This window comes from Enterococcus sp. VV15 (genome assembly GCF_005236045.1).
GTDB lineage: Bacteria > Bacillota > Bacilli > Lactobacillales > Enterococcaceae > Enterococcus_B > Enterococcus_B durans.
In genome coordinates this window covers 1-16,922 of sequence record NZ_QPTY01000015.1, presented here as the reverse complement: position 1 = coordinate 16,922, position 16,922 = coordinate 1, and the positions used below count along the sequence as shown (strand labels likewise).

General features: G+C 35.9%; 13 protein-coding genes. 7 read left to right on the top strand and 6 right to left on the bottom strand.

Going from position 1 to position 16,922, the window contains the following annotated elements; translation table 11 throughout:
* Positions 1-88: 88 nt before the first annotated feature.
* A complete protein-coding gene (locus DVW83_RS07075) occupies positions 89-2,230 on the bottom strand; it encodes an LTA synthase family protein (protein ID WP_104661087.1) in 2,142 nt (713 codons plus the stop codon).
* A 229-nt stretch (positions 2,231-2,459) separates the two neighbouring features.
* On the opposite strand from DVW83_RS07075, the gene DVW83_RS07070 reads away from it, so the two are divergent.
* The 3 genes from DVW83_RS07070 to ybaK are packed head-to-tail and all read left to right on the top strand — an operon-like array spanning position 2,460 to position 4,906.
* Positions 2,460-3,632 (top strand): class I SAM-dependent rRNA methyltransferase, encoded by a 1,173-nt coding sequence (locus DVW83_RS07070; protein WP_104661043.1) that lies wholly within the window; start codon positions 2,460-2,462, stop codon positions 3,630-3,632.
* A gap of 16 nt (positions 3,633-3,648) precedes the next feature.
* The gene (gene aroD, locus DVW83_RS07065; protein WP_104661044.1) at positions 3,649-4,413 is read left to right on the top strand and encodes a type I 3-dehydroquinate dehydratase; all 765 of its coding nucleotides are present in this window, start codon (positions 3,649-3,651) and stop codon (positions 4,411-4,413) included.
* Between the two features lie 10 nt (positions 4,414-4,423).
* Entirely contained in the window at positions 4,424-4,906 is a 483-nt protein-coding gene (gene ybaK, locus DVW83_RS07060; RefSeq protein WP_174784264.1) for a Cys-tRNA(Pro) deacylase, read from the top strand.
* A 71-nt stretch (positions 4,907-4,977) separates the two neighbouring features.
* Here the strand turns inward: ybaK and DVW83_RS07055 are convergent, their stop codons facing one another.
* Complete coding sequence (locus DVW83_RS07055) at positions 4,978-6,231, bottom strand: NAD(P)/FAD-dependent oxidoreductase (RefSeq protein ID WP_104661046.1); 1,254 nt, start codon at positions 6,229-6,231, stop codon at positions 4,978-4,980.
* Positions 6,232-6,345: 114 nt separating this feature from the next.
* On the opposite strand from DVW83_RS07055, the gene gdhA reads away from it, so the two are divergent.
* On the top strand, positions 6,346-7,695 hold the full coding sequence (gene gdhA, locus DVW83_RS07050) for an NADP-specific glutamate dehydrogenase (protein WP_104661047.1): 1,350 nt from the start codon (positions 6,346-6,348) through the stop codon (positions 7,693-7,695).
* 113 nt (positions 7,696-7,808) lie between these two features.
* Entirely contained in the window at positions 7,809-9,155 is a 1,347-nt protein-coding gene (locus tag DVW83_RS07045) for a glucose-6-phosphate isomerase (protein ID WP_104661048.1), read from the top strand.
* Positions 9,156-9,608: 453 nt separating this feature from the next.
* On the opposite strand, the gene DVW83_RS07040 is transcribed toward DVW83_RS07045, so the two are convergent.
* Positions 9,609-10,295: a hypothetical protein gene (locus DVW83_RS07040; protein ID WP_104661049.1), complete on the bottom strand. Its 687-nt coding sequence runs from the start codon at positions 10,293-10,295 to the stop codon at positions 9,609-9,611.
* Between the two features lie 811 nt (positions 10,296-11,106).
* On the opposite strand from DVW83_RS07040, the gene DVW83_RS07035 reads away from it, so the two are divergent.
* A complete protein-coding gene (locus DVW83_RS07035) occupies positions 11,107-12,882 on the top strand; it encodes a glucosyltransferase (protein ID WP_104661050.1) in 1,776 nt (591 codons plus the stop codon).
* A 93-nt stretch (positions 12,883-12,975) separates the two neighbouring features.
* Here DVW83_RS07035 and DVW83_RS15215 read toward each other — a convergent pair whose 3' ends face one another.
* Entirely contained in the window at positions 12,976-13,125 is a 150-nt protein-coding gene (locus DVW83_RS15215; protein WP_005879449.1) for a hypothetical protein, read from the bottom strand.
* 442 nt (positions 13,126-13,567) lie between these two features.
* Here DVW83_RS15215 and DVW83_RS15955 point away from each other — a divergent pair, with 442 nt between their 5' ends.
* Positions 13,568-13,786, top strand: a complete 219-nt coding sequence (locus DVW83_RS15955) for a hypothetical protein (RefSeq protein WP_104661051.1) — start codon at positions 13,568-13,570, stop codon at positions 13,784-13,786.
* A 404-nt stretch (positions 13,787-14,190) separates the two neighbouring features.
* Here the strand turns inward: DVW83_RS15955 and DVW83_RS07025 are convergent, their stop codons facing one another.
* Both DVW83_RS07025 and DVW83_RS07020 read right to left on the bottom strand, forming a co-directional pair.
* Positions 14,191-15,993: a glycerophosphoryl diester phosphodiesterase membrane domain-containing protein gene (locus tag DVW83_RS07025; protein ID WP_104661052.1), complete on the bottom strand. Its 1,803-nt coding sequence runs from the start codon at positions 15,991-15,993 to the stop codon at positions 14,191-14,193.
* 95 nt (positions 15,994-16,088) lie between these two features.
* A complete protein-coding gene (locus tag DVW83_RS07020; protein ID WP_104661053.1) occupies positions 16,089-16,685 on the bottom strand; it encodes a TVP38/TMEM64 family protein in 597 nt (198 codons plus the stop codon).
* Positions 16,686-16,922: the final 237 nt, after the last annotated feature.

The window sequence follows — 16,922 nt, the reverse complement described above, 5'->3', positions numbered from 1 at the left end:
AATAAATTATGAAATTCGTATAGTGAAATAACGAATTCCATTTTTTGATAAAAAAAGCAAGCCCAATAGATCGAGCTTGCTTTTAGTGCTATTTATCTGTTTCTGCTGGTTCTGATGATTCAGTGGAAGGTGTACCGTGTAATTGTTGGTATGTCTTTGTTTCGTAGAGATTTTTTGTTGATTGATTATTGTTTTTACTGAAGACACTTGTTGATTTATCGCCAAGTGCTTTTTCTTTTTCGGTCAATTGTTCAAGTTGTTTCTTATAATCAAAATCAGTAGCTTCGATTGGTTTTAAACCGGTGTCCGTAGAGAAGCGGAGTAAATCGCCATTATTGATTTGATCAGAAACAGCCAATTGTTTGTTTACTTTTTCTTTCAGTGCATCAATCTCATTTTGTACTTCTTGGCTTGGCTCAGTAATTGCTTCACCTGTGTTGTTATCATATATCGTGCCACCATAGAACGTATATTTAGGTGTAACAAAATCGCCATCCCGGAAAGCAACAAGTTGCTCATGATTTTTAGAGAACAGGTCTTGTCCCAATTGGATATAATTCTTTGTATCTACCCCTAGAAGGTGGAGCAGAGTAGGAAGTGCATCGACTTGACCACCGTAAGTATGATTGATGCCACCATTGGTTTGTCCTGGTACATGGATCATGTAAGGCACCCGCTGCATTTGGGCATTGTCGTAATTGCTCCAAGTATCACTTGTTTTGCCAACAAGCTCAGCTAATGATTTATTTCTTGAATTAGAAATACCATAGTGGTCACCGTATAACACGATCACTGAATTGTCGTAAAGACCGCTTGCTTTCAAATAATTAAAGAATTCCTCAACAGCTGTATCTAGATAATTTGCAGTTGCAAAATAGCCATTGATCGTTTCATCATTTGTAGAAGCTAACGGGAACCCACCTTCATCATTCGTGAATTTCGAATAAGGATAGTGATTCGATACGGCAATAAATTTTGAATAGAACGGTTGTTGCAGATGTTCTAGATATTGTACAGATTGTTGGAAAAATGGTTTGTCATGCAAGCCATATTGGAATGAATTATCATCATTGACATCATAGTAAGAAGCATCAAAGAAATAATCATATCCCAAGTTTTTATATGTTTCATTCCGATTCCAGAATGTCCCAGCATTACCATGGAAGGCTGCACTTGTATAACCTTGTGTTTGACTCAAAATATCAGGAGCTGCTTGGAAGGTATTTTTGCCACCCAGTTGGGTAAACAAGGAACCTTGATTTAATCCAAATAATGAATTTTCCATCAGTGTTTCAGCATCACTTGTTTTACCTGCTTTGACTTGATGGAAAAAATTATCGAAACTAAATGTGCTATTACTGTGATATAAGCTATTAAGGAATGGTGTAACTTCATGTTCGACACCATTTTCATCTTTTAACTTATAATCCAGTAAAAATTGTTGGAAGCTTTCCAAATGGATATAGATGACATTTCTGCCTTTGGCGATACCGAACATATCCTCATTTGGTTGAGCGTAGTGCTCTTTGACATAGCTTTCTACCTGTTTCATGTCATTCGGACTAGCTTCTGCACGGACTTGGTTTGTTTGGTACGTTTGAACACCGTCATAAACCATGAAAGCATTCAGACCTAGATATTTGACAAGATAGTCGCGTGAAAATGTACGAGTGAGTAATTCTGGGCGATCTGCTTCTGCTAAGAAGAGGTTACCAGAAAAAATCATGACTGCTAAAGTCGAAATGGCAAAGGCCATTCTTGCACGGATAGGTTGTGGGTCCATCTTGATTTTTTTAGTGATCAGCAATACAGCGATGACCACAAAATCGATCCAATAAAGGATATCGTAAGGTCTGAACAAACGGATGGCACTTTCTCCTAAACCACTTGCTACTTTTCCTGCACCTAGAATCGTATTGATCGTGATAAAATCGGTAAATTCACGATAATAAGTCACATTAGAGAAAAGGAGGAGGGTCAAAAGAAAATAAATGACCATCATAGTGATATAAGAAGCCTTTGTCCGTCTCACGTATAGTGCGATCCCTAATAACAGTAAAGTTGTGGCAATCGGGTTGATGAACAATATAAAATATTGTATCCCGCTTTCTATGCCCAAGTGAAAATCAAATAAGTAGGCAAAAATTGTTTTTAGCCATAATAAAATAGCTAATAAAGAAAAAAATCCAAGCCTTTTATTCAAAAATTTGGGCGTTTTTATTCGTTTCAACATCTATCTTCCTTTCCGCACTCAAAAATTTTCTGAGTGTTGTGAAGCTAATATTCCTCATTTTATATATTCCCCTTTATTCTACTAGTATGAAAAATAAGTGTCAATCGAAACCAAACGCTTTCATGCCTGATTAAGGATTTCTTTATATTTTGTGAACGCTAGCACTAAGACAGAAGACCTGATTTTTGGTATACTGAGGAATGAAAAAGTTAAAGTAGGTGAGTCCATGAAAGTACAAATAAAGAAAAAAGCTGGAAATCGTATAAAAAAAGGATACCCACTGATCCAAAAAGAAGATCTAGCCCAAAATTGTGGAGAAACAACGGAATGGATCGAGTTAGTCGATCAGCAGGGAAACTTTTTAGCTAAAGGGTATTTAGGAAAACAGAATAAAGGAATTGGTTGGGTCTTAAGTCGAAAAAACGAACTATTCGATCAATCCTTTTTTGAAAGAAAATTTTTAGAATCAAAAGAAAAACGTGCTTCTTTTTTATCGGATGAACAAACGAACGCTTTTCGTTTGTTTAACGGTGAAGGAGACGGGATTGGCGGACTCATCATTGATTATTATGATCGCTTTGCTGTTTTTTCTTGGTACAATGAGACTCTTTATACTTACCGTCAATTAATAGTTGCTGCGTTTCAACAAGTGTATCCAGAAATCCAAGGTGCTTATGAAAAAATCCGCTTCGAAAACAATGAGTTACCGGAAAGTAGCTTTATTTTTGGAAAAGAAGCGCCAGAGCCTTTAGTGATCAAAGAAAATGGCGTGCGTTACGCAACTTATCTAAATGAAGGACTCATGACAGGCATCTTTTTGGACCAAAAAGAGATTAGAGGTACTTTGATCGATGGATTAGCTTTAGGAAAAACGGTTTTAAATATGTTTAGTTACACAGGTGCGTTTTCAGTTGCTGCAGCGATGGGCGGTGCTCTAGAAACAACGAGTGTGGATCTAGCGAAGCGTAGTTTGAAAAAAACACAGGAACAATTCGAAGTGAATGGACTAGATGTTGCGGCACAAAAGATTATTGTTATGGACGTATTTGAATACTTTAAATACGCAAAACGAAAAAAGATGACTTATGATTTAATCGTACTAGACCCACCAAGTTTTGCTAGAAATAAGAAAAAAGTTTTTCGAGTGGCAAAAAATTATGGCGAGTTAGTAAAAGACAGTCTCGACATCTTGACAAATAATGGACAGCTGATAGCTTCAACAAATGCAGCGAACGTGAGTACTGAGCAATTCAGAGAGATGATCGAAGAAGAATTCATCTCAGCAAATGTCAAATTTGAACAAATAGGGCACTATCACTTGCCGCAGGATTTTCAAACCATCGACGCCTTTCCAGAAGGAGATTATCTAAAGGTATTTATCTATCAGATCAGGAAATAAGAAGGAGGGTTAGAATATGGCCCAAGTTAAAAAACTTACTATAGGCACAGGACAACCTAAAATTTGTGCTCCCATGACTGGCGAAACACGTGAAGAACTTTTACGTGAAGCGATACTTGCTAAAGAAGCAGGGGCAGATCTAGTTGAATGGCGTGTAGATTGTTACAAAGACGTATTTCAACAGGAGCAAGTGATTGAGACATTAGTACTCCTACAAGAAATGCTGGATGGCTTGCCATTGCTTTTTACCTTTCGAACTGTGGAAGAGGGAGGAAAGCAAGACATATCGATCCGAGAATACCATGATTTATACCAAGCAATTATTCATACAGGGCTGATCGACATGGTCGATTTAGAATTATTTAAAATTGAAAGTCTCGAAAAAGGTTTGTTGGAAGAAATCAAGAGTCTAGGAATACCAATGATCATCAGCAGTCATGACTTTAAAGAAACTCCGGCTGACCCAGTTTTATTGTATCGTTTGAATATGATGGAACACTTTGGTGCAGATTTTGGAAAGCTTGCAGTTATGCCCAATAATGAGCGAGATGTATTACGGTTGATGGAATTGACAAGACGAGCGGGTGCGTTTGTTTCTATGCCATTGATCACGATGTCCATGAGCGAACTTGGGATGGTCACTCGTTTATCGGGGCATTTAACTGGATCAGTCATGACATTTGGCGCTTTAACAACCGAAAAAGCTTCTGCTCCAGGACAAATTCCAATCAAGGAGCTAAAGCAGATCCTAACGACTTTAAATGGCGAGAATAGAATTTGAAGGTGAGAATGTGGCAAAAAAGAAACAAAAAACCAACGCAATTCGCTTGGTAGAACAAAAGAAAATCCCTTACACAGAGCATGAGTATGAGTGGGATGAAAACCATTTGAGTGCTGCTGCTGTGGCTGAAAAACTTTCTGATGGTGAGGATCGAATCTATAAAACGCTTGTGGCTGTTGGTAACAAGACAGGCCCATTAGTAGCGGTCATACCGGGAAACAACGAACTTGATCTAAAAAAACTAGCTAAGGAATCGGGAAACAAAAAGGTTGAGATGCTTCACTTAAGAGATCTAGAAGCAACAACAGGTTATATCCGTGGCGGCTGTTCGCCTATTGGAATGAAAAAATTATTTCCCACTTATTTAGAAAAAACAGCTCAGACTCATGAAACGATCATTATTTCAGCTGGCAAGCGCGGACTTCAAATGGAACTAGCACCAGATGCAATCTGTACGTTGACGAATGGGAAGTTTGCAGATCTTATCCTCTAAAGAAAAGCAATAACAACCATAAAAAACAGACCAAATTATCTTGGTCTGTTTTTTGATTTCTCTATATTCATTTAGCGCAAAAATGCGGCATTCATTCCAGCAACATGTCCAGTTGCAAAAGCTGCGGTAATGTTGAATCCTCCTGTGTATCCATTGACATCTAGTAGTTCTCCTGCAAAAAATAAACCTTGGAGCAATTTACTTTCTAAAGTTTTTGGATTAACTTCCTTAAGGGAGACTCCGCCACCAGTGACAAACGATTTTTCAATCGGGAAAGTCTTACTGATTTTGAAAGTGAAAGACTTACAAAGCTGTATGAAAGCCTGAATCTCTTTTTCAGTCGTGTGCAAACCTAGTTGATCTGTTAGCTGACTTTTTTCTAAGAAAAAGAGAAGTAGTCTTTCTGGTAAAAATCCATGCCAAGCATTTGCTAAAGTTTTTTTCGATTGCTTGCTTTTTTGTGTCAGTTCACTCGTTAATTCTTGCGCTGAACGTGTAGGAAAACAATCTAATACTACAGTAACAGGTTTCTCTGTTTTTTTCAGTTCTTGATTGATAAAACTGGAGCATCGAAGAGCAGCAGGCCCAGAAATACCAAAATGAGTGAAGAGCAGATCCATCACATGTTCGGTCACTACTTTTCCTTTACTATTCAGAACACTTAGAGAAATATCTTGTAGAGAAAGTCCTTGTAATGACTTATCTGTGATAAATGGTTCTTCTGAAATCAGCGGGGATTCCGTTGCGTAAAGTGGCGTAATGGTATGCCCAACTTTTTTCAGGATTTTATAGCCATCTCCTGTAGAACCGGTGGAAGGATATGTCCGTCCGCCAGTGGTCAAAATAACACACGGTGAATTGAATTCTTCAAATTCAGTCCGTACACCATAAATTTTCCCATCTCGATGGACTAACTTTTCTACACGTGCCCCAAATAACATCGTGACGCCCAGTTCCTTTAATCGATGAAGCAATGCTTCAATGATTGTTTTTGATTTATTTGTCACAGGAAACATTCTCCCGTGGTCTTCTTCTTTTAAATGCACACCTTGGGATTCAAAGAATTCCATGATGTCAAAGTTATTCCATTGAGAAAAGGTACTATATAAAAATTTACCGTTTCCAGGGATATGTGCAATCAAATCCTCAACAGGACGGTTATTCGTGACATTACATCTGCCACCGCCGGTCATTAATAATTTTTTTCCAGCCTTTTTGTTTTTCTCAATCAAAAGTACTTTTGCATCATGTTCTGCAGCACTGATAGCAGCCATCATGCCGCTCGTACCTGCACCAACAACAATTACATCGTACGTCATTTCCATTTTCTCACCTCAAAGAAAGTGTAGCATATTTCGAGGAAAGAAAGCAGAAAATGTTTTGAGGAACGAGGGTAAATAAGCTAAAATGTAAGAAGATCATAAAAGGAGAGTGAAACGATGACAAATGCAACAGAGTATGTACGATTGATTCAAGAAAAACTTCATCATCAAGACAATGGACAAGAAGAATTTTTGCAGGCAATTGATGAGTTTATGCCATCAGCTACCAAGTTTTTAGAGAAACACCCTGAATACATCAATCGTAACATCTTGGGTATACTGACCGAACCAGAAAGAATCATTCAATTTCGAGTACCATGGCAAGATGACGAAGGAAACTGGCAAGTGAATCGTGGGTATCGAATCCAATACAATTCAGCTATCGGACCTTATAAGGGCGGGTTGAGATTTCATCCAAGTGTCAATTTAAGTATTTTAAAGTTTCTTGCATTTGAACAGATTTTCAAAAATAGTTTGACTGGTTTGCCAATCGGTGGCGGAAAAGGCGGAAGTGATTTCGATCCTAAAGGAAAATCGGATGATGAAATCATGCGCTTTTGTCAAAGTTTCATGCTAGAATTGTCGAAACATATCGGACCTTCTATCGATGTTCCTGCTGGAGATATCGGAGTAGGCGCAAGAGAAATCGGCTACTTGTTTGGAGAATATAAACGATTAAAACAATACGATGCTGGTGTTTTGACAGGTAAACCGCTTGATTTCTGGGGAAGTAAGATTCGTACAGAAGCAACTGGCTACGGGCTAGTTTATTATGTCAAACATCTCTTACATGCAGAAAACGATTCATTCGAAAATAAAACAGTTTTTGTTTCTGGTAGTGGGAATGTCGCTATTTATGCGATAGAAAAAGTACATGAACTAGGTGGTAAAGTAGTTACATGCTCTGATTCAAGTGGCTATATTTACGATCCAGAAGGGATAGATCTCTCTTTATTGAAAGAAATCAAGGAAGAAAAACGTCAGAGATTGACGGAATATGCTAAAGTGCGCCAATCTGCTGTCTATCATGCGGATGCTTCTGTTTGGACATTAAAGGAAAAAGGAGAAATCGCTCTTCCTTGTGCAACACAAAATGAAATCACTGAAGATCTCGCCCACAATTTAGTAGAAAATGGGGTAACGATCGTAGCAGAAGGAGCAAACATGCCATGTACATTTGATGCTGTTTCTGTCTTTGAACAAGCGAATGTCTGGTACTGTCCAGGAAAAGCAGCAAATGCCGGTGGAGTTGCTGTTTCAGCACTAGAAATGAGCCAAAATTCACAACGATTATCGTGGGAAAGTGAAAAAGTCGATCAGCAATTAGATGAGATCATGCAGACGATTTATCAAACTTGTCGTAAGACTGCTGCGGAATATGGCAATGAAAAAAATCTTTTATTAGGTGCAAATGTCGCAGGTTTTGAAAAAGTCGCAAAAGTAATGTATGCCCAAGGTTTGGTGTAATAATTGAAAATTTCTTGGAAATATTAACCTCAAATTACTTATTTGCTTGAAAAATTGTAAAAAAAAACGTAAAGTATAACCTGTATATTGATCTTTTAAGGAGGAATAAAAAAATGGCACATATTCATTTTGATTATTCAAAAGTTGCACCATTTGTCAATGAACATGAGTTAGGTTACATGCAAAGCCAAGTATCAATGGCTGACAAAGTATTACGTGAGGGTACAGGTGCAGGAAGCGACTTCCGTGGTTGGATCGACCTACCTACGAATTATGACAAAGAAGAATTTGCGCGTATCAAAGAAGCAGCTAAAAAAATTCAATCTGATTCTGAAGTATTAGTAGTTATCGGTATTGGTGGTTCATATCTAGGTGCCCGTGCTGCGATCGATTTCTTGAATCACACATTCTACAATCTATTAGATGAGGACAAACGTCAAGCACCTCAAATCTTCTTTGCCGGAAATTCAATCAGTTCGACGTATATTTCTGACTTGATCGAAGTAATCGGAGATCGTGATTTCTCAGTTAACGTTATTTCAAAATCTGGAACAACTACTGAACCAGCGATTGCCTTCCGTGTCTTTAAAGAATTACTTGTTAAAAAATACGGACAAGAAGAAGCAAACAAACGTATTTACGCTACAACTGATAAAGCAAAAGGTGCTGTTAAAGTAGAAGCAGATGCAGAAGGATGGCAAACATTTGTTATTCCTGATGACATTGGCGGACGTTTCTCTGTATTGACTGCTGTAGGTTTATTACCAATCGCAGTTAGCGGAGCAGATATCGATGCATTGATGCAAGGTGCTGCCGATGCAAGTAAAGCATACTCAAGTGACAAACTTGAAGAAAACGAAGCTTATCAATACGCTGCAATGCGTAATATCCTTTACCGCAAAGGCAAAGTAACAGAATTACTGATCAACTACGAACCAGGAATGCAATACTTCTCAGAATGGTGGAAACAATTATACGGCGAATCAGAAGGAAAAGACCAAAAAGGTATTTATCCTTCAAGTGCCAACTTCTCTACTGACTTACACTCATTAGGTCAATATATCCAAGAAGGTCGTCGTAATATCTTTGAAACGATCGTTAAAGTGGAAAAACCTCGTAAATCAATCACAATTCCTGAACAAGCAGAAGATCTAGATGGATTAGGCTACTTACAAGGAAAAGAAGTTGATTTTGTAAATACAAAAGCTTTCGAAGGAACATTACTAGCGCATACTGATGGTGACGTGCCAAACTTATTAGTTAAAATTCCAGAAATGGATGCTTACACATTAGGTTACACAATGTACTTCTTTGAAATTGCTGTAGGTATCTCAGGTTACCTAAATGGCATCAATCCATTTGACCAACCAGGTGTTGAAGCTTATAAGAAAAACATGTTCGCGCTTCTAGGCAAACCAGGCTTTGAAGACCTTGCTAAAGAATTGAACGAACGCCTGTAAGATAAGGATTTCTCGCTAGATTTAAAAAATCAGTGATAGAAACATGTTTGTATCATTTTATATTTAGTACTACAAGCAAAAAGACAGTCCTTTAATGACTGTCTTTTTTGTATGGAAATCAATGAGTGCTTTGCTACTGCTTTCACTTGATTCTTCAAGGAGATGGCTTGTTTAATTACTTTTTCGTTTACAAGAGAAGAGGCATGTGTATCAGTGTTGCTACGTATGTTCCAACAAGACTTTTAGTTCTTCTAAAAGTCTATAACATGGTGTAGTAGAACTATATGCTTAGCAGCATGGGTACGTGGGTAGAAAAATACTCAGATTATCAGAAGATCAGAGCCAAATTCATGATTAAAGAAGACATTGAAATATAAAAAATAGGCTAGCAGCTAGCTAACCTATTTGCAGTATTTATAAAGAATAATTGGGTGTTACCTTGAAAATTTTTAACTAGCCCCTTTTGCATAAAGTATAGCCTTTGGCAAGTGCCTCACTTAACGGCATAGAAACTACAGAATTTGCATTGTTCAAACCTGAGCAATTTGGATTAAGATGGTATTTAGTCCCATGATCAGGAGCGATATAAACAACTTGTTCGTTATTTTGTTGTTGTGCTTGAGCCGCCGCTTGCTGTTGTCTCTGCTGTTCAGCTGCCTCGTTTGCTTTGATAGTTGAATCAACAACTACTAAACGATTAGACAAGTCTTGATTTCCGTTTGGAATAGCCTGAATGGCAGTCAAAGCAGCTTGATAATTTTCATTAGTTGGGCTAGCCTCAGCTTGAGCTAATTTATTCGTAGCATCTATTGTTTTTTGATTGATTTCTTCTTGTTTTTGCCTTTCCTCTTGAGCTTTGCGCTCATCTTCTTGTTTTTGTTTTTCTTCTTGAGCTTTGCGGTTATTTCCTTGCTTTTCTTTTTTTGTTTCAACCTTTTTTTCGGACTGTATTTTTACTTCAGAGCTAGATGCGCTGTTTGAAGGTTGAACATTAGCAAAACCAATCGCCATTACTATGAATGCAGCTCCAAGAATTAGTAGTGGTCTTTTTCTCGTTTTCTTTTTATGAAAAGATTTAATCAATCCACTTATTCCCCAACAAAAACCAATAAATCCAATTAACACGAAAAAATTACCCATTAGTTCCTCCTAAAAAAATTATTTCGCTTTCATTTTAAGGTAGAATGCAATAGACCTAAATAATAAGTGCATTTGACTTTCCCCACCAAGCTACACACTTAAATTATTATCGAATGATATAACTATTTAAGAATAGAAAAATGTAACTATACTGTGAAAATGTCATGAAATTCCTGTTCGAAATTGTAATTTTATCTTCAATAATTTAATTATTGTATTTGTAATTTTATCATTAATTTTGTAAAAAAACAGCAAATAATTTTATGCTTATTTTTTCATTTTAAAAAATGAGAACGTTTTTTTGCAGGAAAATAAAGATTTTTTCTTTAATTAATTAGAATTAATAAGTAATTTTTATTTATTATAGAGATTTTTTATAGTAAAAGTATAATAGATCATCGATAAAACACATTTGTTATTTATTTTCCGGCATATTGATTTAATAAGTATTATGGATGCAGTACTTTGTATTCAGAATATTAATTGATCAATCTTTTATTTGTAGATAGTAGGTAACTGATCATTGAAAATAGACTAACCGAAAGAGGGGAGGTAATGACTTGTCCTTTTAAAGAAATTCAAAAAATAATAGCCTATCACAGACGCAATGATTGGTTTAATGGACTGTATCACAGAGATTCATTTAGCGAACAAGTACATAAATTTCCATAAAGTTGCATTGTTGTCAGTTTATTTTTGATATAATTATTTTGAGAACAAATCAAGGGGTGACGATGTTGAATCAGGTAAAAAATGATTTTCTCAATAGGAGAATAAAAGGTGAGGTAAACCGAAGGAAAGGATTTGATCAATGAAGAAAATACAAGCAGCACTTACTTATTGCAAAGGCAAAGCAATTTACTTTATTCTAGGAACTGCCATTATACTTACATTGTTTCGTCTTTACTTATATTATAAAGCAACATACAGTATCGATATGACAGCGGTGTATGACGATCAGCTGTTTATTCATCATGCACAAAATTTGTTAAAAGGGAATTGGTTAGGAGATTACGATTCGAAAACTCTTTCAAAAGGGATTTCTTACAGTTTGTTTCTAGCTTTAGCAAATAAATTGCATCTTCCATACTCGATACTATTTGGAAGTTTCAATGTTCTTGCGAGTTTCTTGATGGCATTAAGTTTACGACCCATTGCTAAAAATCGAAGGTACTTACTTATTATCTATCTCTATTTCTTGTTTTCACCGATTAGTTTTACAACTGAATATTCTACTCGGATCTATCGAAATGCAATTGTTATCCCGTCAGTGACAGTGATAGTTGCTTGCTTATTAGCTATCTATTTTAGAAAATATCGCTCCATCAAAAGTATTTTACCGTGGATCACTATACTAGCCATTATTTTTCCTTTTTACTGGTTTATACGCGAGGACTCCATTTGGTTGGTTCCATTTGTTGTAATGGCATTATTGATCAGTTTTATACAAATAATTATAGGACCAGATTTTAAAATAAAAAAAGAGAAAAAACTGATGACAGCCCAGTTGAAAATCAATAAACAAAAAGTAGGAAAGCTGTGTTTATTTGTACTTCCTGCAGTGACTTTCATGTTAACGTCACAATTCTTAGGACATAAGAATGAGGAATTATATGGGCTAAATACACTAAATGACCGTTCCAGTGGCGAATTTGCGCAAGTAATGAAAAATCTGATCCGTTTAGATGATGGAACAGATATAAATGAAAAAAATAGTCGGATTTGGGTATCACATGAAGCACTAAATAAAGCAGTGGCGGCTTCGCCAACTTTTTCAAAAGAAGCTGATCGAATCAATGAATTGTATACTACGCATGCTTGGACGGAAGCAGGAAAAGTGAAGGAATTAAAAGGAGATATCATTTTTTGGGCATTAAGAGACGTGATCAGTGAATCTGGATATTATCATAATAATGCGAAACAAACAAATGATTTTTGGAAAAAAGTGAACGAGGAATTAGCAAAAGCATATGAGACGGGAGAATTGAAGAAAAAGAAAGAGTTCTATTTAATGGGAACTGGAGATGGAAAGATAGCAAGTGATGTTCCCGTACTGCTCGACTTTTTTAAAACAGCATATTCCTACAATCTTTTTTACAAAGACTTCCATCAAGGAGGAAATTACAGCTTTGGTACACATGATGAAGTAGAGCAAGCACAAAAATTATTGCGAGTCCCTCTATTAAATAATTGGATCAATAGTGAAGACCCGCACACACCGGTCTTGGTTCTGTCGAGACCAGCAAAAATAGCTACAATCTTCATTACACTTTATCAGAAGACCAGTGGTGTGATTCTTATCTTTTCTCTAGTAAGCAGCCTGTTTTTAGCGATTGGAGTCTTCCATGCGAAAAAGGATAAAAAACTTTATTGTTCAATTTTGGTGATTTTTTTAGGGTTAGTTCTGACGCAATTCCTGTTTTTATTTGGAGTTTCATGGTTCTGTTCTTATTCGCCAGAACAAAAAGAGTACTTTTTAAGTGTCTATACAGGTGCTGGAGTGCCTATCATGCAGACTGCGATCGTTTTGATATTTCTAGGGATGAGTAGGGTACAGTGGAAAAAAGCAAAGAATGTAAAAAAATAAACAACAAAAGACGTTTGCCTGAATATCATGCAAACGTCTTTTATTGTTTATTAGATTCCGAGTTGGCTTCTACCATTAGAAATGAGTCACTCCTTATTTAGATTCGTTCAATGCTCGGACAGCTTGTTCAATTGTTACGCCAAATGCAACATTTTTTTCATTAGAAGCATCGATAGCCATAAATTGGTTCGTTGTTGTATCAAATGCAACACGATACTTCATGTTCGTTTTTGTAAATGTCATATACTTTCCTCCCTTTTATTTTTAATGTAAATAGATAGAGTAATTTTCTGTTAAACTTTCCTATCTATTACAAGTTTAGCACCTCTTATTTTTTTTAGCAATTAATTGCTATTTAAGACTGTGAGTATCAATTTTCAGTTAACCCAATTAGTAAACAGATGATTAAAATGATAAAAATAGCGGCCTGGATATAAATCATAGAAAAGCCCTCCTTATTCTTATTCTATAAGACTAGCAAGTAAATAACACGAACAAGAAGCTTACAATATCAAACAATAACGTCACTTTGTAAAAGTCACTAGTTGAGTGAGTTATCTTTCATATTACGTCTCTCTATATAAAATCAGATGTTCTTAATGGAAAATAAAATAAAACGTTTTCAAGCTGTTTGTTTTTTGTTATTATAAATCTAAGAAAAGAATAACTGAAAGGTGATAATCTGATGAGCAAAATAGAAATAGGTAAGTCATACATATGCAAACCAATTGGTACAAATTACGAAGTTATCGGTTACGTTGAATGTACATATACGAATACAGCTGTTATTTATGTTGAGCGTTACGATCAAAGAGATCGTTCAGTCATTTATGACAGAAAGTATAGGTTACTAGTTAAGTTTTGTGATATGTATTCAGTAGGTGAAACGGAATTGGTATCATAAACAATTTTTTTGAGTAATTTTGTAAACTTCACTATAATGAAATTAAGAGAGAAGGGAGCGAAAAACCATGCAAAAAAGAAAAAGTTCAAGTAAATTAGGGATTATTTTAGCGGTTATTTCTGCTATACCTGCAATATTAGCGATTGTCCGAGCAGTAAAAGGATCAAAAGAAGTTTAAAAAGTGATTATGTGGGAAATAGTTTACTTTAAGAAATAAAAGAAGAATTTCCAAATCAATTCTTAAATTAGGGATGATTTTGGGATTCTTCTTTTATCGTTTGTTTAAAAAAGAGGTCGAGACAAAAGTCATGTAGGTTTGAGAAATTGGAAACCTGACTTTTGGACGCCGTTTATTTGAGAGTCTGTAGCAAACCTGATTTTTAGATTTGTTCCACATTCTTTTTTTATCCTACACCCAAGACAAAGTTCAATAATTTGTCAGAGTAAGTGATTTCTTCATCGGTTATCTTAACATTCTCATTCAACAGGTCCATTCTATCTGTAATGATACCATCAACGCCATAAAACATCATTCGGCTAATCGCATCTGAATCATTGATTGTCCATACATATACTTTTTTTCCATCTTGATGGGCAGAATCAATAAAATTTCGATTGATTGTACTGTATTCCATCGTAAGGAAATCAGCCGGTGTGACTGGAGGACCAACAATATTGAAAGGTAAAATATATCCTACATAAAAATTTGGATTAGCTTTTTTCAAATCAGAAACAGTTTGATAAGTTAAACTTTGTAAAATATGTTTTTTTTCTAAAATATGTTTTTCATATTTTGTAACAAAACGAGTAATGACATCTTTCGAATCTTTTTTTGAATTTTTGATCTCGATGAGAAGTTTCTGGTTCAGTTCATCGGCCTTTTTTAGATAATCATCAAAGGAGACGACCGGTTCTTCCACACCATTTTCCTTAACCGTTAATTTTTCGAGTTCTTTCAATGTCAAATCTTGCGGTGCTTTATCCACGCCAGTCAATTGTCGTAGGTTGAAATCGTGCATCACCACGAATTGTCCATCTTTTGTTTCTTGAACGTCCATTTCGACATAGTCAGGATGATATGCGGCGTTCGTCTTTTCCAAAGCTGCCAGTGTATTTTGCGCACTATTATTCCCACTAACCCCACGGTGAGAAACAGTTATTGGTCGAGTTTGCGCGGCAGAGGTAAGATAATCCATATTGTATAGGCAAACACCGATACCGAAAAATACAGCAAACAGAATAATCCCAGTGTTTTTTACTAACGAATAGTTCTCAGTTGCTGGTTGAGGTGTGAACCATTTAGGAATATCAGGTAGGAATCCTTCATCATCCATGAAATCAACGATGATGTAGAAGATCCCAACAGTTGACATCACGATATTGAACAACAATACGCCTTGAAGAACAGACATTGCAAAAACAGCACTTATCAAGGAATAATCAGGTAGAAATTCTTCTACGATTATTTGCAAAGTGATAATCAGTAGATAACCCGCAGTCGATAAAAGTAAAATACTGCCACCAATAACAATGAACTGCCCCAATATCGCAAAAAATCTTGCTTTTGTGAGCAACCAACTTTCTTTTACCGCTTGTTTGAACGGGCGATCTCGTAAAATCATTTCGGGAAGGGCAAAAATCAAGCGGATGCCGATATATGCCAAAAGCAAATAGAAAATAATAAAGGTACTAACTACGATCCAACGATTAGTAAAAATAAAGTCCATAATAAAAGCAGGTATCTTTACTTTAGAAAGTAGATCGGAATTAAAACTCAACCCGCTGATGGGTAAAATCAGTAAAAAATAAGCGAGAAAAAATAGAAAAGTCAGTGGACGGATCTTTTTCAATTGAAAAAAAGTTAGTTCCAATAATTGCTTCAATGAAACAGGAACCTGTTTTTTGATGAAATAAACGCTCATCAATAAAAAAGTAAATTCAAAATATACTAGCAATAGTATCGTCAATAGTACAGCAATCAAAGAAAGTAACACTCCTGGATGCTGCGAAATAATGATGGTAATGTTGTCACTAGACAGATAATCAATCGCTCCACGACGTAAAATGAAACGTGTGGTGCTCCCTAATAAGGGCAAACAAATAAATAAAATAAATCCGTGCATAATCAGAACATCACGAAAATAGGCCTGAGTCCCTTTAAGAAAGTCCCAAGCATTTCCTAAACTTCTTTTCAAATACATTAACATTCAATCACCTACTCGCCAATATTATAGCGTATATTCAAAAAAATGAGAGTACCACGTAATGTTGTTTACGTGATACTCGCACATTCACTATCGATTTATCCAAATAAACCAGTCAAGAAATGACCACCATAAATCAAAGCCATACTATATAAGAAAATTGATAGTGGTTTTGCTAAAAGGATGATCCATGTAAACTTTTTAACTGAGATATTGGTTAACCCTGCCATCAAGCATAGCGCATCGTCTGGAGCGACCGGTAAGAAGATAGCTAAAGCAAACAATTTTTCAAACCGGTTTTGGTTATCCAGCCAGCCAATATATTTATTGTATGTTTTATCACTGATCATTGAAAGAATGAATGGTTTTCCATAGCGTCTTCCTAAGAGGAAAATGATAATGGAGCCAATACAGATCCCTACGTAGTTATAAATAAAACCGGCATATGGGCCAAAGATCAACACACCAGCAGCAGTGCTGATCCCACCAGGAATGATAGGAATGACAACTTGCAAAATCTGGATCAAGATGAAAATGATCGGGCCTGAAATGATTGAATCGCCGACTAAACCTCTTAAAGAATCCAAATCTTTGAATACACCTAAATTGATGAAGTAAATGGTTAAAGCAATCGAAATTCCCAATCCAACGATCGAGATAAAATTAATCAATTTTCGTGATACTGCAACATTCATCGTCTATCAACTCCTCCGATACTTTTCTTTATACTACTACTTTACTTTAAAAGTAAGCCTTTGCGCCACTATTTTAAATGACAAAAGTCAAACAGTTTTGTAAGTTTGACTTTAGTATAAAAGAGATACAAGGAAAATACATCCAACCAAAGATGTATTTAGTCAAGTCCATAATCCTGTGTAAAATACTATACAATGTTTTACCGGTCTCTCATTGATCAAACTTAATATATTTTC

Excerpts from the sequence above, each read along its gene's own strand:
- DVW83_RS07020 (WP_104661053.1), bottom strand. The coding sequence starts at position 16,685 with ATGAATGTTGCAGTATCACGAAAATTGATTAATTTTATCTCGATCGTT.
- DVW83_RS07025 (WP_104661052.1), bottom strand. The coding sequence starts at position 15,993 with ATGTTAATGTATTTGAAAAGAAGTTTAGGAAATGCTTGGGACTTTCTT.
- DVW83_RS07070 (WP_104661043.1), top strand. The coding sequence starts at position 2,460 with ATGAAAGTACAAATAAAGAAAAAAGCTGGAAATCGTATAAAAAAAGGA.
- DVW83_RS07040 (WP_104661049.1), bottom strand. The coding sequence starts at position 10,295 with ATGGGTAATTTTTTCGTGTTAATTGGATTTATTGGTTTTTGTTGGGGA.
- DVW83_RS07055 (WP_104661046.1), bottom strand. The coding sequence starts at position 6,231 with ATGGAAATGACGTACGATGTAATTGTTGTTGGTGCAGGTACGAGCGGC.
- aroD (WP_104661044.1), top strand. The coding sequence starts at position 3,649 with ATGGCCCAAGTTAAAAAACTTACTATAGGCACAGGACAACCTAAAATT.
- DVW83_RS15215 (WP_005879449.1), bottom strand. The coding sequence starts at position 13,125 with ATGACATTTACAAAAACGAACATGAAGTATCGTGTTGCATTTGATACA.
- DVW83_RS07035 (WP_104661050.1), top strand. The coding sequence starts at position 11,107 with ATGAAGAAAATACAAGCAGCACTTACTTATTGCAAAGGCAAAGCAATT.
- DVW83_RS07045 (WP_104661048.1), top strand. The coding sequence starts at position 7,809 with ATGGCACATATTCATTTTGATTATTCAAAAGTTGCACCATTTGTCAAT.
- DVW83_RS15955 (WP_104661051.1), top strand. The coding sequence starts at position 13,568 with ATGAGCAAAATAGAAATAGGTAAGTCATACATATGCAAACCAATTGGT.
- gdhA (WP_104661047.1), top strand. The coding sequence starts at position 6,346 with ATGACAAATGCAACAGAGTATGTACGATTGATTCAAGAAAAACTTCAT.